Below are 23,379 nucleotides of genomic sequence, written 5' to 3'. Positions count from 1 at the left end.
ACGGCATGAACCAGCATGTGACGCCGCGCCTCGACCGCCGGTCCTTCGTCATCGGCACCGCCGCGCTCGGCGGCGGCCTCGCCCTCGGCCTCGACATTCCCTTCGGCGGGCCGCAGATCGTGCGCGCCGCGGATGGCTCGCCCGAGGTCAACGCCTGGGTCGTGATCCGCCCCGACGACACCGTGGTGATCCGCATCGCCCGCTCCGAGATGGGCCAGGGCTCGCTGACCGGTCTCGCGCAGCTCGTCGCGGAAGAACTCGCCTGCGACTGGAGCAAGGTGACGACCGAATATCCGACGCCCGGCCAGAACGTCGCGCGCAAGCGGGTGTGGGGCGATTTCTCGACCGGCGGCAGCCGCGGCATCCGCGCATCGCAGGACTACGTCCGCAAGGGCGGCGCCGCCGCGCGCATGATGCTGATCCAGGCCGCGGCCGACGAATGGAAGGTGCCGGTGGCCGAATGCACAGCCGCCAACAGCGTCATCACCCACAAGGCCTCGGGCAAGACCACCACATACGGCAAGGTCGCGGAAGCCGCGGCCAAGCTGACGCCGCCGGCCGACGTGAAGCTGAAGGATCCGAAGGACTGGACCCTGATCGGCAAGGGCGTGAGACGGCTCGACACCGCCGACAAGGTCACCGGCGCGATGATCTACGGCGCCGACATGAAGCTGCCCGGCATGCTCAATGCCGCGATCAAGGATTGCCCGGTCACCGGCGGCAAGCTGAAGAGCTATGACGAGGCCAAGATCGCCGGCATGAAGGGCGTCAAGAAGGTGGTCGCGATCGATGGCACCGCCGTGGCCGTGGTCGCCGACACCTGGTGGCACGCGAAGACGGCGCTCGACGCGCTGCCGATCGTGTGGGACGAAGGCGAGAACGCCAAGGTCTCCTCGGCCTCGATCGCCAAATGGCTCGCGGAAGGATTGGAGTCCGGCCCCGCCTTCGTCGGCAACGAGAACGGCGACGCCAAGGCGGCGCTGGCGAGCGCCGTCAGGAAGGTCGAGGCCGTCTACAACTACCCGTACCAGAACCACGCCACGATGGAGCCGATGAACGCGACGGCGCTCTACACGCCCGAGCGATGCGAGGTGTGGTGCGGCACGCAGAACGGCGAGGCGGCGTTCGCCGCGGTGCTGGAAGCCTCAGGGCTGCCCGCCGACAAATGCGAGGTGCACAAGCTGATCCTCGGCGGCGGCTTCGGCCGGCGCGGCCAGACCGACTATGTCCGCCAGGCGGTGAAGATCGCCAAGGAGATGCCGGGCACGCCGATCAAGCTGTTGTGGTCGCGCGAGGAGGACATGACCCACGGCCGCTATCACCCGATCACGCAGTGCAAGCTGACCGGCGGCTTCGACGCCGACAACAATCTGACGGCGCTGCACATGCGCATCTCCGGCCAGTCGATCCTGTTCAGCCTGCGGCCCGACGCGCTGGTCAACGGCAAGGATCCCGCGACTTTCCAGGGCCTCGCGCCATCAGGCGAAGCCACGATCGGCTACTCCGTGCCGAATTTGCTGATCGAACACGCGATGCGCAACCCGCACATCAATCCGGGCTTCTGGCGCGGCGTCAACGTGAACCAGAACGCGATCTATCTCGAATGCTTCATGGATGAGCTCGCCGACGCGGCCGGCCAGGACCCGCTGGACTTCCGCCGCAAGCTGATGGCCGATCATCCCAAGCATCTCGCGGTGCTCAACGCTGTCGCGGAGAAGATCGGCTGGGGCACGCCGGCGCCCGACGGCGTGTACCGTGGCCTCGCTCACCTGCACGGCTATGGCAGCTACGTCGCGGGTGCTGCCGAAATCTCGGTGATCGACGGCAGCAAGATCAAGATCCACCGCATCGTCGCCTCGACCGATCCCGGCTACGTCGTCAACCCGGCGCAGGTGGAGCGGCAGATCGCCGGCTCGTTCGTCTACGGCCTCTCGGCGCTGTTCTACGGCGGCTGCACCGTGAAGGACGGCCGCATCGAGCAGACCAACTTCGATACGTACAACTCGATGCGCATCGCCGAGATGCCGAAGGTGGAAGCGATCATGATCCCGAGCGGCGGGTTCTGGGGCGGCGTCGGCGAGCCGACCATCGGCGTCGCCGCGCCCGCCGTCCTGAATGCGTATTTTGCCGCCACCGGGAAGCGCATCCGCTCGTTGCCACTGCGCGACCAGAACATCACCTTCGCATGACCCGCGTGGCGGCGGCCGTTGGGACCAATGGCCGCCGCCGTGCTATTGCAGGATGATGACGATGTCCCGGCAGCGCACGCGCAGAGAGGTCGGCGGCCTGATCGCGGCGTCAGTTGCCATGATCGCCGCCCCTGCCGTGCTGCGCGCACAAGCGATGGCGCGCGTCGTCGTGATCGGCGGCGGCTTCGGCGGCGCCAGTTGCGCCCGCGCGCTGCGCCAAGCCGATGGCAAGCTCGACGTCACCCTGGTCGAGGCCAACGAGACCTTCACGGCGTGTCCGCTCAGCAACGAGGTCATCGCTAGCCTGCGCGATATCAGTGCCCAGCAGTTCGGCTATGACAAGATCGCAGCCGAAGGCGTGAGCACTGTGCTGCGGGCGGCCACGGCGGTCGATGTGCCGGCCCACAAGGTCACGTTCGCCGACGGCACCACGCTGGCCTATGACCGCCTCGTGCTGGCGCCCGGCATCGACCTCGATTTCACGGCCCTGCAGGGCTACGACGAGGCCGCCTCCGCGGTCATGCCGCACGCCTACAAGGCCGGCGAGCAGACGCTGCTGCTGCGGACGCAGATCGCGGCGATGCCGGATGGCGGCACCGTCGCGATCGCCGTCCCGGCCAATCCGTCGCGCTGTCCGCCCGCGCCTTACGAGCGCGCCAGCCTGATCGCGCATTATCTCAAGGCGCACAAGCCGAAGTCGAAGGTGCTGATCCTCGATGCCAAGGACAGCTTCTCGCAGCAGAAGCTGTTCGAGCAGGCGTGGCAGCAGCTCTACCCCGGCATGATCGAGCGCATTCCGCTGTCGCAGGGCGGCCGCGTCACCGGCGTCGAGATCGCCACGCGTACCGTCGTCACCGAGTTCGGCAACTACAATCCCGATGTGACCAACATCATCCCGCCGCAGAAGGCCGGCCGCATTGCCGCTCTCGCCGGCGCGGCCGACCGCACCGGCTGGTGCCCGATCGATGCCGCGACCTTCGCCTCGAAGCTCGTCCCCGACGTCCATGTCATCGGCGACGCCTGTCTCGGCGGCGGCATCCCGAAATCGGCCGGCGCCGCCCAGGCGCAGGGCAAGGCGTGCGCGGCCGTGATCGCGCGCGATCTGACGGGACGGCGGTCGGAGCCGCCGCCGCTGACCGGCATCTGTTACAGCATCGTCGCGCCGGACGACGCGTTCTCGCTCGCCGGCGTCTACCAGCCCAAGGGAGACATCTTCGCCGAGATCGAGGGCGGACGGGCCAGCCCGATCGACGCATCGCGCGAGACGCGCGCGCGTGAGGCCGCCGCGGCGACGGCCTGGTTCAAGGCGCTGACCCACGATGCCTTCGGCTAGCCTTGTCATCGCCGCGCTCGTGGCCGCCCTGCCCGCCGCTGTCGCGGCGCAGACACTCGCGCCCGCTACGATCACCGGCGACGGCATCGCCTCGTCCCTCACCGGACGGCCCGGCGACGCTACCCGCGGCCGCGCACTCGTCCTCGCGCGCAGCTCGACCTGCATCCTCTGTCACTCCGGCCCGTTCGCGGAGGTGCGCTTCCAGGGCGATCTCGCACCCAGCCTTGCCGGGGCCGGCAGCCGTTCGACGATCCCGCAGCTCCGCTTGCGGCTGGTCGATGCCTCCCGACTCAATCCGGAAACGATCATGCCGTCCTATTATCGCATTGACGGGTTGACGCGCGTCGGTTCCGCCTGGCGCGACAAACCGATCCTGTCGGCGGAGCAGATCGAAGACATCGTCGCCTATCTCGCGACCTTGCGCGAGTGAGCCCATATGACCGGCATGTTCGAACCGTCCCACATTTCCCGCCGCCACCTGCTGCAACTGGCGGGAACGCTGACCGCCGCGGGCGCGCTGCCGCTGATCACGGTCCGGCCTGCGCAGGCGACGCCGGCGATGCTGGCGTCGGCGATCCGCAACCTCGTCGGCGAGGCAAAGGTGAACGCCGGCAAGATCCGATTAGACATCCCGCCGCTGGTCGAGAACGGCAATACAGTGCCGATGACCGTCAGCGTCGATCACCCGATGACGCCTGACAATTTCGTCAAGAGCATCCACGTCTTCAACGAGAAGAACCCGCAGCCCAACGTCGCCAGCTTTCACCTGACGGCGAGCGCCGGCCGTGCCCAGGTCACGACGCGCATCCGGCTCGCCGACACCCAGAAGGTCGTGGCGATCGCAAAGCTCTCCGACGGCTCGTTCTGGTCGGCGAGCGTCGACGTCATCGTGACCTTGGCCGCCTGCACCGAGGAGATGCCGTGATGCCTGCCGCCCTCGTCAACGTTCCCGCCAAGGCCAAGCGCGGCGCCGTCATCGAGATCAAGACGCTGATGAGCCACGTCATGGAGCCGGGCTATCGCCATACGGCCGCAGGCGAAGCCATCCCGCGCGACATCATCACCAGCTTCACCTGCCGCTTCAACGGCACCGAGATCTTTCGCGCCGATCTCTATCCGGCCATCGCCGCCAATCCGTTCCTGTCGTTCTTCACCATGGCTACCGAGAGCGGCCGCTTCGAGTTCGAATGGATCGGCGACAACGGGTTCGTCGCCACCACCACCGCCGCGATCACGATCGAATGATGCGGTCTGCGTTTCTCACTGTCGTCACGGTGATCGTCCTGACCTTGCCCGTGCTTGCCGGCGAGATCGCAGAGTCCGAGCGCCGCTCCGGCTATGACTTCATGTCGTCGGACACCAGGGCGATGCAGGACGACGACACCGCCAATCCGGCGATGCTGTCGGTGCTCGACGGTGAGGCGCTGTGGACGACGAAGGCAGGCACGGCCAACAAGGCGTGCGGCGATTGTCATGGCGCGGTCGATGTCAGCATGAAGGGCGTCGCCGCGCGCTATCCCGCCTTCAATGCCGCCAGCGGTGCGCCGGTCGATCTCGGCCAGCGCGTCAATCTCTGCCGCAAACAACATCAGGAGGCGGCGCCGTTCGCAGCAGAAAGCCGCGAGCTGCTGGCGCTGACGGCGCTGATCGCGAAGCAATCGCGCGGGATGCCGATCACCGCTGGCGACGATCCGCGGCTCAAGCCCTTCATCGCGCGCGGTCGCGAGCTGTTTTTTCAGCGGCAAGGCCAGCTCAATCTCGCCTGCACCAATTGTCACGATGACAATTGGAGCAAGCATCTCGCCGGCTCCGCGATCACGCAGGGACAGCCGACGGGCTATCCGATCTACCGGCTGGAATGGCAAGGCATGGGCTCGCTGCAGCGCCGCCTGCGCGGCTGCATGACCGGCGTGCGCGCGCGAGCCTTCGACTTCGACGCGCCCGACATGATCGCGCTCGAGCTCTACCTGATGTCGCGCGCGCGTGGCATGCCGATGGACGCGCCGGCGGTGCGGCCATGAGTACGTCGGACCAAACCACGGCGCGGCCGACCAAGATCGGATTGATGGGGCAACGGAGCCGCAATGCCCCGCCTCTCCTTCACCGATCCGCATGCGCAGGGACGCATCGGACCGATCCGGATGCGTCGGTGTTCGCCCTGCCGGCGTTCACCGTCATTCCGGGGCGATCGGCAACGCGAAGGCGCAAAGCGGCTGCGCGTTGACGATCGAACCTGGAAGCCCGAGCTTGTGAGAAACCGACGCAAGACAACGTCGAGATTCCGGGCTCAAGGCCTGCGGCCTTGCCCCGGAATGACGGTGGTCGTGAGTCATCGGACTACTCCGCCGGCGCCGCCTGCATCTCCGCATGCGGCACGTAGCTCTCGGACATGCCGAGCCGCCCCAGTGCGAACAATCCGCCCGCGACCACGACATAGGCCAGCGCCACCGCCGGCGTGACGCCGAAACCGCTACCGATGCCGACCGCCTCGCCGTGCATGAAGCCGAAATAGGTCATGACCGCACCGGCGAGCGCAAACGCCGCCGCCTTGGTGAAGTCGCGCTCGATGACGAACACCCCGATCGCGCCGAGCACGAGGCCGGCCAGGATCGAGCCGCCGCCCATCACTTCGAGCCCGTGATACAGCACGCCCTGCTGCGGCAGCGCCGCGATCGCAGCGGTCTTGACCGCATCGACCTTGTCGGCCGCGAGGCCGCCGACGCTCTGCGCCGCGGTCACCGTCGAGGCCAGCATGGTGTCGATCTGCAGCTTGGCCCAGGCGGCGAGATGCGGCGTGAAGGCGAGCACGATCGCCGGCGCGTGCTTGACCGGCGTGGTCTGGAACGCCTGCGCGCCGATCAGCATGCCGATGTAGAGCAGGATCGGCGAGATCGCGACTACCGGCACCAGCGCCAGCAGCACCGAGATGATGCCGAGCCAGGACAGCACGATCACCATTAGCCCGGTCGCCGCGGAGTAGCCGATGCGGCCACCCATCGCCTTCCAGCCGGGATGGCCGATATAGACGGCGTTGATGAAGGGATTGCCCATCATGCAGCCGATCAGGCTGACGACGCCGTCGGCGGTCAGCACGCGCGTGGTCGGATATTCGTCTCCCGCGGCTTCCGCGCTCTCGACATTGTCCATGGCCTCGACGAGGTCGTAGATGCCGAACGGGATCGCGGTCACCAGGATCACGCCGAGATATTCGAAGCCTGAGAACACCGTGCCGAACGCCGGCAGCGGCACCGAGAAGCCGAAGCTCGCAAAGGCGTCGCCGACGCCCTTGACGCTGAGGCCGCCGAGACCGAGGCCGAACAGGTTCGAGCCCCAGGCGATGACCATGCCGACCGCGATGGCGACGAGCCCGGCCGGCAGCCCCTTGGGATATTTCACGCCGCCAAACCAGCTCACCAGAATGATCGCGAAGCACACCAGGCCGATCTGCGGCGTCATGTACATCTCGAGCGCCGGCCGCATCGAGATGAAGGTGACGGAGACGCCGGCCAGCGTGCCGAGGAGCGCCGCGCGCGGCGTGATCTTGCGGATATAGGGGGCGACGAAGCCGCCGATCATCAGGATGAAGCTCTGGAAGAACACCCAGACGAGGCCGGCCGACCAGCCCTTCAAGGGATCGCCGGTCTTCAAGGTGATCGGCAGCATGATCACGAAGGTGACGATGAACATGTGCGGCACGCTGACGCCGGACGGCAGCGCGCAGACGTCGCTGCGTCCGGTCTTCTTGGCGAGGCGATAGGCGAGAAACGCGTAATACAGGGTCGACAGGCACATCATCAGACCGAGCGCCGGCAGGATGCGGCCGAACACCAGGCTGTCCGGCATCTTCAGCACGAAGCGCAACAGCCCGGTGAGGACGAGCATGTTGACGAGGATGTTGGTGCCGAAACCGAAGAACGCGTTCCAGTCCCCTTGTGTCCAGAGCACCGGTTTGAAATCCGCACTTGTCGAGCTTGCCGTCCCGCTTCCGCTCATCGCCTTGCTCCCCTGTTGCCTGCAGCGACTACATGATCAAACTCATCCGTCTCAGATCTTTCAGCTCGTCTCTCAGATCATGGCCTTCAGCACCGCGGCCGAGTCCGCGACCCAGCCGAAGATGCCGCCCTGGGCCTTGATCATCTTCAGCCCCATCTCGTGGAATTCCGGGAAGTAGGACGCGCAGCCATCGGAGATGACGACGCAGCGATAGCCGCGGTCATTGGCCTCGCGCACGGTGGTGTTGACGCAGACCTCGGTGGTGACGCCGCACACCAGCAGATTGGCGATGCCATGGAGCTTCAGCACCTCGCCCAACTCGGTCGCGTAGAAGGCACCCTTCCCCGGCTTGTCGATCACGACCTCGCCATCGACGGGATAGAGCGCGGGAATGATGTCGTGCCCGGCCTCGCCGCGGATGAGGATGCGGCCCATCGGACCGGGATCGCCGATGCGAAGCGACGGCGCGCCGCGCTCGACCTTGGCCGGCGGCGCATCCGACAAATCCGGCTCGTGGCCCTCACGGGTGTGAATGACCAGCATGCCGGACTCGCGTGCCGCCGCCAGCACATTCGCGATCGGCTCGACCGCGCGGGCAAGCTGCGACACGTCATTGCCCAGTGTCTCGCCGAACCCGCCCGGCTCCATGAAGTCGCGCTGCATGTCGATGATGACCAGCGCGGTCTTGGACAGATCGAGCGTGATCGGCTCCGGCTCGGCGATGATCGTCGCGGTTGCCGCTGCAGATGAGTTCGCCATGTCAGCCGCCTGCCTCCCCGCGAGAATGTCTCGCAACTGATGAAGCAAGCGGTGTGCCATTGTGTACAATGCGGCGAGGCGCGACGGCCCTGGCGAAGCACGAACTAATTCAAGGGGTTGAGAAGATGGCCGACATTGCCCGGTTGCTGGGCAGGCTCGTTCGGCGCGAACTCAGCCCATTTCATGAGCGATCATTGCATGCAATGATCGCCATGCTGCATCGCCTTGCGCCAAGGAAGGAGATTGAGCTTCACCTCGTCCCGCCTGTGCGCAGCATGACCACCGATCGCGCCAAACCGACAAATGTCGGGTCAAGCCCGGGACGACGGCGGGAGAACGTCACATCACCTTCCGATAAAAATAATCTTCTTGCTATTTTTCGGAAATCATGATTGTCTATGCGCATCCCGCCTCATCGCAGAGGGGCGTAGCGCGCGATCGTCACGACACGCGAGGCGGGGAAGCGATGGCCGCGAGAGATCGCAGCGTCCTCTTTCGAGGGCGCGGACGAACGATGGCTTGCGGACGTGAAGTCGCAGCGTCCTGACACCCCGACGCTGGTGTCACCCGCGCAATGCGCAAGCATTGTCGCGGCATGGTGGCCAACAAGCCCGGCGCACCAGGGAGACTGCGTATAAGCGTGAAGACCGTCGCGCAGGGAATGCCGGAGTGTTCGGCTTTGCCTGTGGTACCTGCCGCCTGCATTTTTTTCGCAGGCGGGCCATGGGTGAGGCCTTCACCCGGCATTCCCTGCGCCCTCTGCATGATTTGCGAGGGGCGAATTGAATGTAGAACTCGGGCGCGACGCGCCGCGAGGCTGAGATGTCGTGTCCCGTGCTGTTTGAGACTGTGAATTAGATGAACGGAGACACCTCTGCCGTGCAACAGCTGGATTCAATAGCGCCGCTTGACGACGGAGAAGATGCGACATGCTGATGACTGCGCCCTCTCCCCTTGTGGGAGAGGGCATGTACGACAGTGTGACAAGGACGGTCGGGTGAGGGGTATCTCTCCAAAAACGCCAATCGCGGAGAGATACCCCTCACCCAAACGAGTATGCGGAGAGGCTATACATGCCCTCTCCCACAAGGGGAGAGGGCACTATATCACACAGCTCGACTTGTCGAGCCAATCGTCGCCAGCACTATGCGCTCATGTAGCAAGCTTATCCAGCCGCCTGCCGCGCCGCAGGCTTGCGCTCCACCGGGTGGATGTCGATGCCGCGCAGCCTTCCCAGCCGCAGCACATCCATCGCGACGGTGCGGCCGATGCGATCGCGGTCGAGCACGCGGATCAGGTCGTCGACGCCGTTGATGTCGGCGCCGTCGAGGCTGATCACGACATCGCCCGGCAGCAGGCCGGCACGCGCCGCCGGGCCATCCGGCTCGATCTGCATCAAGAGCGCGCCCATCTTGTTCTCGACGCCGGCGAGCAGCGCGTGACGCCGCGGCACCGGCGCGGTCTGCCCGGAGACGCCGATATAGGCGCGGCGGACATAGCCGTGGCGGATGATTTCCGACAGCACGAACTGCGCGGTGTTGCTCGCGACCGCAAAGCAGATGCCTTGCGCCCCCTGGATGATGGCGGTGTTGATGCCGATCACCTCCGCGGCCGAGGACACCAGCGCCCCGCCGGAATTGCCGGGGTTGAGCGCCGCATCGGTCTGGATGACGTCCTCGATCATCCGGCCCGAGACCGAGCGAATCGAGCGCCCCAGCGCCGACACCACGCCGGCCGTCACGGTCGATTCGAAGCCGAGCGGGTTGCCGATCGCGACCACGAGCTGGCCGCGCCGCAGGCTCTTGGAGTTGCCGAGCGCGGCGTAGCGCAGGTCGCGCGCGTGATTGGCGCGCAGCAAAGCGAGATCGGTGTCGGGATCGACGCCCAGCACCTGCGCATCGGTGACGACGCCCTCGACGTCGCGCAGCCGGATGGCCTTCGACAAGCCGACCACATGGCTGTTGGTCAGCACCAGCCCGTCGGGCGAGATCACGATGCCCGAGCCGAGGCCGCCGCGCTCGGCGCGGGAGCCGGCTTTGGGGCCAGTCTCGACACGCACGACCGCAGGGCCGACGCGCTCGGTGACGTCGATGACGGCATTGGAATAGGCGTCGAGCAGCGCCCGGTCATCGGCCGGGGCAGCAGACGACGCTTGCGCCGGCGACAGCGCGTCGCCGGCGAGATCGGAGGTAAAGTCCAACATGGCAAGATTTCCTTCGGCCGCTCAGATGGGTAGCAGCCTGCCCCGGCGCAAGGTGGCGGTCTGTCCCGTTCGCAAGGCGGGCGAGCTGATCCGCACTTGCGGCCGTCGTTCGAGACGCCCGCCTCCGGCAGGCTCCTCAGGACGAGGACCGGCTGCGCGGCAATATCTCAAACCCTCATGGTGAGAAGCGCCGCACGCCAAAATGAGCCAAGCAGTCGGTCCAGATGGCGGTGCGTCTCGAACCATGAGGCCGAGACGCCGGATCCCAAGCCGCACTTGCCGTGACTCACGAGCGATGTGATAGGACTGGACGCGGATATTTGATGCAATTGATTGCGGGAGAAAACATGCGGCTGCGAGACCGGCTGTTGTCGTTGTGTGGGGCCATTGTGCTGGGAGCCGGCATGACCGGCGCATCGCTGGCGGCGAGCGCCACGGTGCGCAGCGGTGACACGATCCAGCTCGGCGACACTGTGTTCCGGCTCGACGGCATCGATGCGCCGGAGGTCGACCAGCTCTGCATCGACGATCACGCCGATTCCTGGAGCTGCGGCGTCGAGGCGCGCGAGCAGCTCGGCAAGCTGATCGGCGGGCGCTCGGTGCGCTGCGACGATCTCGGTCCCGACAAGCCGCTCAAGACCCGCAGGATCGGCCTCTGCACCATCGACGGCGACAAGGTCAGCCTCAACCAACAGGTCGCGCGCGCGGGCTACGCCATGAGCGCGGATCCGGCGATCAAGTATCGCGCCAAGGACGATGTCGCCGCGGCCAAGGAGGCGGTGCGCGGGCTGTGGAAGGGATGCTTCGTCGCGCCCTCAGAGTTCCGCGCCGACAAGAAGGACGGCGCCCTGCTCGGCGCCGCCTGCCGCGCCGACCGCGACCGCGAGATCCGTGCGGTGCTGTTCCCGGACGCGCCGAGCGCGCCGCCGGGCTGCAGCATCAAGGGCAAGTTCGCGGTGCGCGCCCGCGTGACCGGCAACATCGGCATCTACCATCTGCAGGGCTGCCCGAGCTATCCCGCGACCACCGAGCCCGACCGCTGGTTCTGCTCGGAGGACGACGCACGCGCCGCCGGCTTCCGCCGTGCGTTCAACTGCCGCGCACCGAAGAAGTGAGGACGGCCCGCTCGTGCTTCTCAATGCCGCATCAGCTGGTCCATCAGCGGCTGACGCGCCAGATCGTGCCGTTGCCGTCTTCGGAGATGAGCAGGCTGCCGTCGCGCGCCACGGTGACGCCGACCGGCCGCCCCCAGACCTCGCGATCGTTGACGACGAATCCGGTGACGAAATCCTCGTATTCGCCGGTGGGCGCGCCGTCCTTGAGCCTGATCCGGATCACCTTGTAGCCGGTGCGCTTCGACCGGTTCCACGAGCCGTGCTCGGCGGCGAAGGCATCGCCGCGATACTCCGGCGGAAACAGATTTCCGTCGTAGAACGTCAGACCGAGCGAGGCCGAATGCGGCTGCAGCAGCACGTCGGGCACGGTGATCCTGCCCTTCAGGTCGGGGCGCTCGCCGGCATGGCGCGGGTCGGGGTTGTCGCCGATGTAGTACCAGGGCCAGCCATAGAAGCCGCCCTCCTTCACCCGCGTGACATAATCCGGCACCAGATCGTCGCCGAGCCCGTCGCGCTCGTTGGTCGAGCACCACGGCGCTCCGGTTGCCGGCTGGATGGCGAGGCCGACGCAGTTGCGGATGCCGGTGGCGAACAGGCTGCGGTTCTGGCCGTCGGGATCGAATGCCAGCACGCCGGCACGGTCGGTCTCTCCGCCCCAGCCCGCGCCGAGCGGATGCGCCTTGATCCAGGCACTGATTCCGCCGGCTGGCTCTCCCAGCGCTTCGCCGACATTGCCGGCGGAGCCGACCGACACCAGCATGCGCTTGTCGTCCCTGGTGAAGACGATATCGCGCGTCGAATGGCCGTAGCCGGCCGGCAGATCGGCGATCGTCTGGGCCGCGGCCGACGCCTTCATGTCGCCAGCCCGATAGGGAAAGCGCATGACGCGCTCGGTGCTTGCGACATAGACCCATTGCGGATCGCGGCTCGGATAGAACGCGATGCCGAAGGGATGGCCGAGACGGTCGGCAAAGATCTCGCTGGAGGCGACCTTGCTGCCGTCCTCGCTCGGGCGCAGCACGCGGACGCGCCCGGCCCGGGTCTCGGCGACGAAGATGTCGCCATTCGGCGCGGTGCGGAGGATGCGCGGCCCGTTCAGCCCCTCGGCGAACAGCGCGACCTTGAAACCGTCGACGACCTTCGGCACGGCGGAGGCCGGTCGTTGCACCACGCGGGACACGTTCGCGGCGGACGCCGTCGCCCCCGGCGTGGGCAGGTCTTCAGGGCGGATCAGCCTGATCGTGCCCGGTGCATCACCCTGCCAGCTGCCGAACGCGTCCTTGCCTTTCAGCACAGCAGGTTCGGCTGCGGCGGCGGTCGCCGCCAGCGCGCTCAAGGTCGCCACGACAGCCGTGCTCATCAGTCTCGTCATGCAGTCCTCGCGCGTCTCGAACGGCCGGCAGTCTACCCCGGTCGAGGACCGGCGATCACGTGTCGCCGCGATGGGACGCGATCACGACAGCGCCCCGAGCACACCGCGCGTCGCCTGGTCGATCTCCTCGACATAGCGGCGGCGCGCGAAGGACTCGGTCAGGAAGCCGATCACCTTGCGGCTGTTCTCCGATTCCAGCACCGCCAGCTCTTCCGCGCCGGAATCGTCAAAGATCTTCATCGCCGTCTTGACGTTCATTTCGGGCAACAGCGCGACGTCGAAATATTTGGCGAGCTCGACCACCTGGATCTCGTCGGCGATGGAGTCCAGTTCGCCCGAGAACAGATCGGGCAGCGACACCAGCCCGCAATAATCGTCGCTGTTGTTCACCACCACCACGGCCTGGCGCGTGCCCAGCGCGAACTCGCGCCGGCAGGCCGCGATGCTGGTCGTGGTCGGCACCTTGGCGACGTCGGAGCGCATCAGCCGCTCGACCGTGAGGTTGCGCAGCCAGCCGACGTCGTTGGCACTGCGGATGGTCTCGCCGCGCAGATGCAGTCGCCAGGTCGAGAACGAGTGGCCGAACAGGACGCGGACGCACACCGACGTCACGATGCAGGCGCCCAGCACGACGGCCGTGACGTCGACGCTGCGGGTCATTTCCAGCACCAGGAACGACATCGTCAGCGGCCCGCCGACGATGGCGACACCGAGCGTCGCCATGCCGGTGAGCATCGCCACCAGCGGGTCGATCGCGAGCCCGAGGCCGGCCAGCGCGAGCAGTCCCGCAAACAGCTTGCCGAGCAGGCTGCCGACGAACAGCGAGGCGAAGAACAGACCGCCGCGGAAGCCCGAGGCCAGCGAGATCAGGCAGGCGGCGAGCTTGAGCACGATGATGGTGGCGATCATGCCGACCGCCATCTCGCGATGCAGATCGAGCAGCATCGCGCCGTGGCCAGCCGCCAGCACCTGCGGCGTCACGATCGCCATGGCGCCGACACAGACCCCGCCGATCACCGGGCGCAGCCAGACCGGGATGCGGACGAACAGCCGCTCGACCGCCGGCGAGGCGCGCATCACCACGATGCCGATGCCGGCGACGAGGAGCGCCAGCACGAACAGCGCGATGTATTGCTCGAAGCCGACCGCGCCGACCTTGGCGATCTCCAGCGAATACGGCGCGCCGGCGAGATATTGCGAGGTCAGCGCACCTGCCAGCGACGCCGCCAGAATCGGCGCCGCGCTGCCCACGGAGTAGACGCCGACGATCAGCTCACAGGCATAGAACGCGCCGGTGATCGGCGCGCCGAAGGCGGCCGCAATGGCTGCCGCCGCACCGCAGCCGAGGATGAGGCGCAGATCGTTGCGGCGGAGTGTGAGATACTGCCCGAGAAGCGAGGCGACGCCGGCGCCGATCTGGGTGTAGCCGGCCTCAAGCCCGACCGACGCGCCGGAGCCGTTGGAGACCAGGGTCTGGCCGCTCACCACGATGCTGTCCCGCATCGACAGCCGTCCGCCGCGCAGCGCATTGGCCTCGACGGGGTCGACCGCGGCCGCGATCTTCCAGCGCCGCCGCAGCCATTCCATGATCCCGAGCGCGAGGCCGCCGCAGGCGGGTGCGATCAGCGCGACCGCCGGGTTGACCCAGGTATGAGCGCTGAGCCGGACATCGATCGGAATGCCATAGATGACCACATGCGCGACCTGCGCGATCAGGCTCATCACCGTCACGATCGCACCCGTCGCGACGCCGATCACCAGCGCCAGCGGTATCAGGTAGAACTCGTTGCTGCGCAGCAGGGCCCGCAGCCGCGTGACCACCCGGTTCGAAGCCTTGCGATCGATGATATGCGACAGCGTCGACAGCACGGAGAGCCATTTCTTCTACGATGAGGCCTCGCCGTGGCAATAACCTGTCGCAACTAGCGGAACAAGCGCGAATTCCTGTCCAGTCGAAACGTGGTTGACCGGTCCGGAAAGTGGAACCGCCGCGGCCCGCGCGATCCTACGCCTCCGCGCGGCACCGCTGAGGTCACAAGCAGCCCAAGTTTAAAACGACGGCGCCCGCCACGGGAGACTCCGCAACGGGCGCGTGCAACTCAAATCGAGGAGATCGACCGTTCAGACCCGCTCGATGATGATCGCGGGTGCCATGCCACCGGCCGCGCACATCGTGACCAGGCCGCGCTTGAGATCGCGCCGCTCGAGTTCGTCGAGCAGCGTCCCGATCAGGATGGAGCCGGTGGCGCCGATCGGATGTCCCAGCGCGATCGAGCCGCCGTTCACATTGACCTTGGCGCGATCGAGCTTGAGGTCGCGGATGTACTTCTCGGCGACGACGGCGAACGCCTCGTTGATCTCGAACAGGTCGATGTCATCAAGCTTGAGCCCGGCCTTGGCCAGCACCTTGCGCGTCGCCGGCACCGGGGCGTTCAGCATCAGGGTCGGGTCGTCGCCCATGTTGGCCATCGCCACGACGCGTGCCCGCGGCTTCAGACCATGAGCCTTGGCATAAGACGGCGACGCCAGCAGGATCGCTGCCGCACCGTCGACCACGCCCGAGGAGTTGCCGGCGTGATGGACGAAGTCGATCTCGAGGTCGGGATAGCGCTGCAGGATCAGGTTGCGATAGGTCGTGCCCTTCTCGTCAAGCGCGTAGTCGGCGATCGCCGGAAACGCCGGCTTCAGCCCGGCGAGCGCCTCCGCCGTGGTCTGCGGCCTGGGATATTCTTCGTGGTCGAGCGCGAGGCTGCCGTCCTCGCGACGTACCGGCACCAGGCTCTTCTTGAAGTGGCCGGCAGCGATCGCCGCCGCCGCGCGCTTCTGGCTCTCCAGCCCGAGCGCGTCGACATCGGCGCGGGTGATGCCTTCCATGGTGGCGATGGCGTCGGCACAGACGCCCTGGTGCGACTGCGGGTGCAGCGCGCGCAGATGCAGATTGCCGGCATCCATCATCAGCGGCCCCTCGCCGCGCCGGCCCTCCATCGACATCATCTCACAGCCGCCGGCGACGACGAGATCCTCCTGCCCTGCCATGATCGAGGCGGCGGCGATGTTGACGCTGGTGATGCCGGAGCCGCAGAAGCGGTCGAGCGTGACGCCGGAGGCGCGGATGTCGTAGCCGGCATCGAGCGCTGACATGCGGCCGAGGTCGCCGCTCTGCGGGCCGCGCTGCGACGAGCAGCCCCAGATGATGTCGTCGACATCGCCGGTGTCGATGCCGGTGCGCTCGGCCAGCGCACGCAGCACGGTGGCGCCGAGATGCTGCGGATGCAGCCCGGCGAGCGCGCCCTTGCCGGCCTTGCCGATACCGCGCGGCGTCCTGCAGGCATCGATGATGAGCGCGTCGACCATGGTGTTTCCTTTGCCCGATGTTGCTGTGCGCTGACAGCGCGCAGCGTCTCGGCGGCCGCACGCTCTCTTTGTTGTCGCATAGCATTGCGCATGCGGTCTTCACAACGGCGCGTGAAGCTGCCGGCGCATGACCAAAACGCACGCCATGGCGTTGACGCAGCTCACCTTTCCGTCGCACGAACAATTCCGCAGATCGGCGCGCTGACGCTGCCTTCTCACAGACGGGTTGAAGAGCAGCCGGTCTCGCCCAGTCGCGCTGCAACGCAGCTCGAACGGAGGGTCTCGGCAACGTTGGCAATTGGACTGCAGAGCATTGTCCAAGCAAGCGAACTGACCGTTCACCCAATGCTTCTTGTCATGCTGCAGAGGCCGCAAGATCCTACTGGGATCACCGCGATCCGCCGGCCCCGGATCCGGAGCACGCCATGATCACGACGCCACGTTGAGAGGTCGCCTGACCTCGCCATCGTAGGGTGACGATAGCAAACACGAACGATGCCCGCGCCTGGCAGGCGGAGCCTGCCTGCGACCGGCCATTCCGAGGAGGACGCCCTGATGTTGAGACGAGATCTGCTGGCCACCATGGCCGGACTGGGAGCGGCAAGCGTGCTCGGCGCGGTCCCCGCGCAACTCTCCGCCGAAGAGGCCAAGATCCCCAACATCGCCGGGCCGGATCCGGCACCGAAGACCCCAAGCTTCAGGGCGCCACCGGGCAGCGTCGATACCCACACCCATATCTTCGGACCGGCCGCGACCTATCCGTTCTCGCCCACCCGCCCCTACACGCCGCCCGACGCATCGCTGGAGATGTTCCGGGCGCTGCACGCCAAGATCGGCGTCGAGCGCGCCGTCATCGTCAACGCCACCGTCCACGGCACCGACAATCGGGTCGTGACCGATGCGATCGCGCAGAGCAACGGCAACTACAAGGGCGTCGCCAACATCAATGCGGCGATGTCCGATGCCGACCTCGCGGCGCTCGGCAAGGCCGGCATCTGCGCCTGCCGGTTCGCCTTCCTCCGCCGCCTCGGCGGCGTCGGCGACATGAACGTCTTCCGCAGCCTCGTGGACCGCGTCGCGGCGATCGGCTGGCACGTCGACATCTATCTCGAGGCCGGAACGATCCAGGAATTCGTGCCGATCCTGAAGGCGCTGCCGGTCACCTATGTGATCGACCACATGGGCACGATCAGCGCCGCCAAGGGGATCGACGATGCCGGGTTCAAGGCGCTGCTCGACCTGCAGGCGAGCGACGACAAGTGCTGGATCAAGATCACCGGTCCCGAGCGCGCTTCGGCCTCCGGCCCCCCATTCCACGACGCGGTCCCGTTCGCCCGCAAGCTGATCGACAACGCGCCGGATCGCGTCATCTGGGGCACCGACTGGCCGCATCCGAACGTCAAGATCATGCCCAATGACGGCGATCTGGTCGATCTGATCCCACTCTACGCCCCGGATCCGGCCATGCAGCGAAAGCTGCTTGTCAGCAATCCCGAACGGCTGTTCAAGTTCGAGCCCAAGAGCTGAGTCACCGCCAGCTGCGACTTCGAACCTTTCAGCGACAGGACCGATCATGACCGCCACGACCCTCACCGCCGACAGCAAGCCAGGCGCCCGCCGAGGCTGGTGGAAGGAGCTTTGGGTCCAGGTCATGATCGCGATGGCAGCGGGCATCCTGCTCGGTGCCATCAAGCCGGATCTCGGCGCCCAGATGCAGCCGCTCGGCGACGCCTTCATCAAGGCGATCCGGATGCTGATCGCGCCGATCATCTTCTGCACGGTGGTCAACGGCATCGCCCACATGGCCGACATGGCCAAGGTCGGCCGCGTCGCGATCAAGGCGCTGATCTATTTCGAGGCCATCACGACGCTGGCGCTGATCATCGGCCTGACCGCGGTGAACCTGTTTCAACCCGGCGTCGGCATGAACGTCGACCCGGCAACGATCAACTCCGCAACGATCGAGCCCTATGTCAAGCAGACCGCTGCGGTCGGCTTCGTGCCGTTCCTGCTCAACATCATCCCGCAGACCTTCGTTGGCGCCTTTGCCGAGGGCAATATCCTGCAGGTGCTGTTCATCTCGGTGATGTCAGGCTTTGCGCTGATCTGGCTCGGCGATCGCGCCAAGCCGGTGACGGACGTGATCGAGGTCGCCGGGCAGATGATCTTCGGCGTCGTCCGGATCGTGATGTGGGCAGCGCCGCTCGGCGCCTTCGGGGCAATCGCCTTCACCGTCGGCAAGTTCGGCATCGGCTCGCTCGCCAAGCTCGGCCTGCTGCTCGGCAGCTTCTACCTGACCTGCCTGATCTTCATCGCCGCCGTGCTCGGACCGATCGCCGCCTTCACCGGCTTCAGCCTGTGGAAGCTGATCCGCTACCTCAGGGACGAGGTGCTGGTCTGCATCGCCACCACGTCATCGGAGACCGTGCTGCCGCGCATGCTGGCGAAGCTCGAAGCCGCCGGCTGCGAACGCAGCATCGTCGGTCTCGTCATCCCCACCGGCTATTCGTTCAATCTCGACGGCACCTGCCTCTACCTCGCCACCGCCGCGGTGTTCCTGGCGCAGGCGACCAACACGCATCTCGACGTCAGTCACCAGATCGGGCTGCTGCTGATCCTGCTGGTGACATCGAAGGGCGCAGCCGGCATCGCCGGCGCCGCTTTCGTCGTGCTGGCCGCAACGCTGGCCGCGACCGGAACGATTCCGGTCGCCAGTGTCGCCTTGGTGCTCGGCATTCACCGGCTGATGTCGCAGGGGCTGACGCCGACGAACCTGATAGGTAACGCGGTCGCCACCATCGTCATCGCGAGGTGGGAGAATGGCTTGGACGCGACGCGCCTGCGCGAGGTGCTCGATGGCGTCATGACGGCATCTGATGCAAATTGAAATCATTGAAGCAGACGTGAAGCGAGTCTCGCCGCATTGACGCCGATCAAACGGCGCATGACCTAAAATTAATAGTTGTCTTCTTTCGTCTCGCTGCTGCGCTCAGCTAATGAAGCGCAGCGGACGACGTGTCGATATCCCCGCGTCGTCCAGCAAGAACGATCAGAAACGTTCACGGAGCAAGCGCCTGAGGACCACCGGTCCCGCATGACACCGTGCGCGAGACGATCAATCGGAGACGATCATGAACAAGCAGCTTCTGCTCAAACTTCACCGTTGGATCAGCCTCGTCTTCGCGCTGCCATTGCTTGTCATCATCGTGACCGGGATGATCCTCTCCTTCGAGCCGATGGCACAGGTCGCCGCCGTCAAGCCGCACAGCGTCGATCCGGCGCGCGTGGTCGCGCTGATCAAGCAGTACGATCCCGACGGCAAGGCACGCGGCCTGTCAATCGACGCCTCCATGCAGCACCTCACCTTGCAGGGGGCGCCAGGCACCGAGGTCGACATGACGACCGGCGCCGCGGTCGAGAGGCCGGCGATGGCCAGCGTCTTCTCGTGGGCGCGCAGGACCCACGAGCATCTGATCGGAATCCCCGGCCTCACTCTGATCTCGACCGTCGCCATGGTCGGCATCATGATCATCGGCATCCTGATGGGACTGCCGCGGCTGCGCAACACGCTGTCCGGCTGGCACAAGGGCACGGCCTGGTTCACGCTGCCGCTGATTTTGCTCAGCCCGCTCACCGGACTCTGCCTCGAGCTCGGCCTCACCTTCGCAGGCAGCGCGCCGCCCGCAGCGGCCAAGCGCATCTCGCTGCCTGAGGCCGTCAGCATCGTATCCAGGGACCACGACCTGTCGTCGGTGAACTCGATCGGCAATCGCGGCGGGCGGATGATGGCGAGGATCATCGAGGACGATGAGCTCAGGGCCTATGCGGTCACGTCCGACGGGCTCTCCGCATTGCCGCGCAACTGGCCGCGCCTGCTGCACGAAGGCAACTGGTCTCTGATCGGAAGCGCGGCCAACATTCTGATCTCGGTCGCGTTGTTCGCGCTGCTGGTCACCGGCGTGTTGATCTGGACGCAGCGCCGGCTGCGGCGCCCGAGCCGCGCGCGCGACGTGCCGGCGAAGACCGCCGTGGCATCCTCGATGCCGTCCTGACGATTGCGATCATCGCATGGAGCCGGCCCGCCCTGCGGGCCGGCTTCCAATTACGACCTTCTGCGCGATCTGCGCGGCCCGGTTCGTCGCCGCGGCCTGGTACGGGACGGGCAGCGGCGTTCTCGGCGTTCGTCTCAGAACTGTCATGCGCGTCCGGCGCAGGCGGGCACCGACGCCGCACGGACCGTGCGCGAGACGTCAAGGTGTGAGCAAGCCCGTCCTGTCATCAACGTGACTTGACCAGATCGGTACTGACACGCATCGTCAGCAGCAGAAAACGAAACGGTTTAGTTTCATGTCTGATGATGTCCAATTGTTTCACGGCTGTTCGGGACCAGTCCCAAGACGCAGCGCATTGCCCTTGCGGCTCGGCCTGCTCGGTTGCAGCATGCTGCTCGCGTCCTGCGCGGTCGGCCCGGACTTCATGTCTCCCGACGCGCCGGCCGCAACCGGTTATGTGGCCGAACGTCGGCTCGCCGCGACCGCCAACGCCTCGACACCGGGCGGCAATGTGCAGAGCTTCGCGCCCGGAGGCGATCTGCCCGGCACTTGGTGGGCGCTGTTTCATTCCCGGCAGATCAACGCCTTCGTCGAGGAGGCGATTCGCAACCACCCGGACATCGAGGCCGCACAATTGGCGCTGCGTGCTGCGCGCGAGAACGCTCTGTCGCAGCAGGGCGCGCTGTTTCCGCAGCTGAGCGCTAGCGGGTCGGCCGAGCGTACGCAGGCCTCCAGCACGCAGCAGGGACAATGGCCTGGCCAGACGTCGCTCTACACGCTCTACGGTAGCTCCGTCAGCGTCAGCTACGCGCTCGACCTATGGGGCGGTACGCGGCGTCAGGTCGAGGCGCTGCAGGCCCAGGCCGACTACCAGGGGTTCAAGATGGAGGCGACGTATCTCGCGCTGACCGCCAATGTGGTGACCGCCGCGATCACCGACGCCTCGCTGCGCGACCAGATCGCGGCGACCGAGGAGATCATCAGGGCCGAGACCGATCAGCTCGGCCGCATCCAGCGCCAGTTCGACGTCGGCGCGATCTCCAAATCCGACGTGCTGGCGCAGGAGGCAACGCTGGCGCAGGCCAAGGCGACGTTGGCACCACTGCAGAAGCAACTGGCGCAACAGCGCAATCAACTGATGGCCTATCTCGGCCGGCTGCCGAGCCAGGACCGCGGCGAGCACGTGACGCTCGCGGAGCTGAAGCTGCCGCGCAAGCTGCCGGTCTCCCTGCCCTCGTCGCTCGTCCGGCAGCGTCCCGACATCCGGCAGGCCGAGGCGACCTTGCACCAGGCGACTGCGACCGTCGGCGTCGGGATCGCCAACCTGCTGCCGCAGGTGACGCTGTCCGGCAGCTACGGCGCGAGCGGGCCGGAGCGGCTGTTCTCGCCGACGACGCTGGTATGGGATGCCGCCTCGAGCGTCAGCCAGAAGCTGATCGACGGCGGCACGCTGTACCACACCAAGGAGGCCGACGTCGCCACGTTCGAGCAGGATTTGTCGCTCTACAAGAGCACGGTCATCACGGCGTTCCAGAACGTCGCGGATTCGCTGCGCGCCATCCAGTACGACGCCGAGGCGCTGAAGGCGCAGGCCGCCGCCGAGAAGGCCACGGCCGACAGCCTTGCAATGTCGGTCGAGCAGTTCAAGACCGGCGCCGTTCCCTACGCCAACGTCATCACCGCGCAGCAATCCTATCTCAACGCCCGGGTCTCCCGCATCAAGTCGCAGGCCACGCGCTTCACCGACACCGCGGCGCTGTTCCAGGCGCTCGGCGGCGGCTGGTGGAATCGGCAGGACGAGACACCGGCGGCGCTGCCGCGCGCCAATCCCGGCTATTTCGCCGGTCCCAATCGTACGACCCAGGAAGCAATGTAATGAAGAAGCGCATGGTCATCATGCTGGCCGCCATGGCCGCTCTGTTCGGCGGCCTGTACGGCTTCCAGACCTTCAAGGGCATCATGATCGCCAAGGCGATCGGCGCCATGGCGAACCCGCCGCAGACGATCTCGACCACGGTCGCGGCGACCGCGCCGTGGCGCTCCAATCTCACCGCAGTCGGCTCGCTGCGCGCCGTTAACGGCGCCGATCTGTCACTGCAGGTCTCGGGCATCGTACAGAGCATCCAGTTCAATTCGGGTGATGCCGTCGAATCCGGCCAGTCCCTGCTGCAACTGGTCGCCACCGACGACGTCGCCAAGCTGCAATCGCTGCAGGCGACCGCCGAGAACAACGCCATCGTCGTCAAGCGCGACGAGGAGCAGATCAAGTTCAACGCCGTCAGCCAGGCGACGCTCGACAGCGACCGCGCCAACCTGAAGAACGCGCAGGCCCTGGTCGCGCAGCAGAAGGCGGTCGTCGAGCAGAAGACCCTGAAGGCGCCGTTCGCCGGCCGCCTCGGCATCCGCGCCGTCGATCTCGGACAATTTCTCAGCGCGGGCACCACCATCGTGACCTTGCAGAGCCTCGATCCCATCTTCGTCGACTTCTATCTGCCGCAACAATCGCTCGCCGACATCCGCATCGGCCAGGACATCACCATCGTGGTCGATGCCTTCCCTGCCGAGCGTTTCGCCGGCCAGATCTCGGCCATCAACGCCAAGGTCGATTCCACCAGCCGCAACGTCCAGGTCCGCGCCACGCTGCACAACGCGGCGGCGCGGCTGCTGCCGGGCATGTTCGCCAAGGTCGAGATCGCGACCGGACAGCCCGAGCAGCTCGTCACCCTGCCGCTGACGGCTGTCGTCAGCAATCCCTACGGCGACCTCGTCTATGTCGTCGACGATCTCAAGGACGGCCAGGGCAGAGCGCGGCAGACCTTCGTCAAGAGCAAGCCGGCCAAGGGCGACCGGATCGCGATCACCGACGGCATCAAGCCGGGCGAGACGGTGGTGATCGCGGGCCAGATCAAGCTGCGCAACGGCAGCCCGGTGAGAATCGACAACTCGCACGTCCCGGTCGCCGAGGCCGCGCCTGACGTCGTCGATCAGTAATTCGCGAAAAGCCTCCGA

At 66.5% G+C, this 23,379-nt stretch carries 19 protein-coding genes; 13 read left to right on the top strand and 6 right to left on the bottom strand.

The features are described 5' to 3' along the window. The first annotated feature begins 5 nt into the window (after nt 1-5). Genes ACQR2C_RS23310 through soxA form a run of 6 tightly spaced genes read left to right on the top strand, consistent with a single transcriptional unit; the run spans nt 6 to nt 5,543 of the window. Nucleotides 6-2,189, top strand: a complete 2,184-nt coding sequence (locus ACQR2C_RS23310; protein ID WP_434882211.1) for a molybdopterin cofactor-binding domain-containing protein — start codon at nt 6-8, stop codon at nt 2,187-2,189. A 55-nt stretch (nt 2,190-2,244) separates the two neighbouring features. After that, nucleotides 2,245-3,522 carry an FCSD flavin-binding domain-containing protein gene (locus ACQR2C_RS23305; RefSeq protein WP_434882245.1) on the top strand — a complete coding sequence of 426 codons (1,278 nt, stop codon included), beginning with the start codon at nt 2,245-2,247 and terminating at the stop codon, nt 3,520-3,522. Continuing rightward, on the top strand, nt 3,509-3,952 hold the full coding sequence (gene soxX, locus ACQR2C_RS23300; protein ID WP_434882210.1) for a sulfur oxidation c-type cytochrome SoxX: 444 nt from the start codon (nt 3,509-3,511) through the stop codon (nt 3,950-3,952). Before ACQR2C_RS23305 ends, soxX begins: the two co-directional genes overlap by 14 nt. Before the next feature lie 6 nt (nt 3,953-3,958). Next, nucleotides 3,959-4,447: a SoxY-related AACIE arm protein gene (locus tag ACQR2C_RS23295; RefSeq protein ID WP_434882209.1), complete on the top strand. Its 489-nt coding sequence runs from the start codon at nt 3,959-3,961 to the stop codon at nt 4,445-4,447. Beyond that, a complete protein-coding gene (gene soxZ / locus ACQR2C_RS23290; protein WP_434882208.1) occupies nt 4,447-4,767 on the top strand; it encodes a thiosulfate oxidation carrier complex protein SoxZ in 321 nt (106 codons plus the stop codon). The genes ACQR2C_RS23295 and soxZ overlap by 1 nt, the downstream gene beginning before the upstream one ends. Continuing rightward, the gene (gene soxA, locus ACQR2C_RS23285; protein ID WP_434882207.1) at nt 4,767-5,543 is read left to right on the top strand and encodes a sulfur oxidation c-type cytochrome SoxA; all 777 of its coding nucleotides are present in this window, start codon (nt 4,767-4,769) and stop codon (nt 5,541-5,543) included. Before soxZ ends, soxA begins: the two co-directional genes overlap by 1 nt. A 316-nt stretch (nt 5,544-5,859) precedes the next feature. On the opposite strand, the gene ACQR2C_RS23280 is transcribed toward soxA, so the two are convergent. After that, on the bottom strand, nt 5,860-7,515 hold the full coding sequence (locus ACQR2C_RS23280) for a regulator (protein WP_434882206.1): 1,656 nt from the start codon (nt 7,513-7,515) through the stop codon (nt 5,860-5,862). Nucleotides 7,516-7,587: 72 nt separating this feature from the next. Then, nucleotides 7,588-8,274 carry a cysteine hydrolase family protein gene (locus tag ACQR2C_RS23275; protein ID WP_434839735.1) on the bottom strand — a complete coding sequence of 229 codons (687 nt, stop codon included), beginning with the start codon at nt 8,272-8,274 and terminating at the stop codon, nt 7,588-7,590. 125 nt (nt 8,275-8,399) lie between these two features. Between ACQR2C_RS23275 and ACQR2C_RS23270 the strand changes: the two genes are divergently transcribed. After that, the gene (locus ACQR2C_RS23270) at nt 8,400-8,666 is read left to right on the top strand and encodes a hypothetical protein (protein WP_316183523.1); all 267 of its coding nucleotides are present in this window, start codon (nt 8,400-8,402) and stop codon (nt 8,664-8,666) included. A gap of 773 nt (nt 8,667-9,439) precedes the next feature. Here ACQR2C_RS23270 and ACQR2C_RS23265 read toward each other — a convergent pair. Further along, nucleotides 9,440-10,477 (bottom strand): S1C family serine protease, encoded by a 1,038-nt coding sequence (locus ACQR2C_RS23265; RefSeq protein ID WP_434882205.1) that lies wholly within the window; start codon nt 10,475-10,477, stop codon nt 9,440-9,442. 347 nt (nt 10,478-10,824) lie between these two features. On the opposite strand from ACQR2C_RS23265, the gene ACQR2C_RS23260 reads away from it, so the two are divergent. Beyond that, nucleotides 10,825-11,592, top strand: coding sequence for a thermonuclease family protein (locus tag ACQR2C_RS23260; RefSeq protein WP_315802468.1), 768 nt, complete (start codon nt 10,825-10,827; stop codon nt 11,590-11,592). Between the two features lie 43 nt (nt 11,593-11,635). Here the strand turns inward: ACQR2C_RS23260 and ACQR2C_RS23255 are convergent, their stop codons facing one another. The 3 genes from ACQR2C_RS23255 to ACQR2C_RS23245 form a co-directional block, all read right to left on the bottom strand. Then, complete coding sequence (locus ACQR2C_RS23255) at nt 11,636-12,964, bottom strand: PQQ-dependent sugar dehydrogenase (RefSeq protein WP_316183265.1); 1,329 nt, start codon at nt 12,962-12,964, stop codon at nt 11,636-11,638. Between the two features lie 81 nt (nt 12,965-13,045). Then, entirely contained in the window at nt 13,046-14,833 is a 1,788-nt protein-coding gene (locus ACQR2C_RS23250; RefSeq protein ID WP_315802466.1) for a chloride channel protein, read from the bottom strand. A gap of 252 nt (nt 14,834-15,085) precedes the next feature. Continuing rightward, the gene (locus tag ACQR2C_RS23245; RefSeq protein WP_316183264.1) at nt 15,086-16,318 is read right to left on the bottom strand and encodes an acetyl-CoA C-acetyltransferase; all 1,233 of its coding nucleotides are present in this window, start codon (nt 16,316-16,318) and stop codon (nt 15,086-15,088) included. Nucleotides 16,319-16,873: 555 nt separating this feature from the next. Here ACQR2C_RS23245 and ACQR2C_RS23240 point away from each other — a divergent pair. The 5 genes from ACQR2C_RS23240 (at nt 16,874) to ACQR2C_RS23220 (ending at nt 23,361) form a co-directional block, all read left to right on the top strand. Then, nucleotides 16,874-17,845, top strand: a complete 972-nt coding sequence (locus tag ACQR2C_RS23240; RefSeq protein ID WP_315802464.1) for an amidohydrolase family protein — start codon at nt 16,874-16,876, stop codon at nt 17,843-17,845. A 46-nt stretch (nt 17,846-17,891) separates the two neighbouring features. Further along, nucleotides 17,892-19,205 (top strand): C4-dicarboxylate transporter DctA, encoded by a 1,314-nt coding sequence (gene dctA / locus ACQR2C_RS23235; protein ID WP_316218340.1) that lies wholly within the window; start codon nt 17,892-17,894, stop codon nt 19,203-19,205. 244 nt (nt 19,206-19,449) lie between these two features. Then, nucleotides 19,450-20,370 (top strand): PepSY-associated TM helix domain-containing protein, encoded by a 921-nt coding sequence (locus tag ACQR2C_RS23230; protein ID WP_315802462.1) that lies wholly within the window; start codon nt 19,450-19,452, stop codon nt 20,368-20,370. A gap of 295 nt (nt 20,371-20,665) precedes the next feature. Next, complete coding sequence (locus ACQR2C_RS23225; RefSeq protein WP_434882204.1) at nt 20,666-22,246, top strand: efflux transporter outer membrane subunit; 1,581 nt, start codon at nt 20,666-20,668, stop codon at nt 22,244-22,246. Then, nucleotides 22,246-23,361, top strand: coding sequence for an efflux RND transporter periplasmic adaptor subunit (locus tag ACQR2C_RS23220; RefSeq protein WP_316183260.1), 1,116 nt, complete (start codon nt 22,246-22,248; stop codon nt 23,359-23,361). Before ACQR2C_RS23225 ends, ACQR2C_RS23220 begins: the two co-directional genes overlap by 1 nt. The last annotated feature ends 18 nt before the right edge of the window (nt 23,362-23,379 follow it).

Origin of the sequence: Bradyrhizobium sp. HKCCYLRH3061 (assembly GCF_051168015.1) — a bacterium.
Taxonomy (GTDB): domain Bacteria; phylum Pseudomonadota; class Alphaproteobacteria; order Rhizobiales; family Xanthobacteraceae; genus Bradyrhizobium.
The sequence above is the reverse complement of the archived record's forward strand: the minus strand, read 5'-3'. Positions and strand labels throughout refer to the sequence as shown.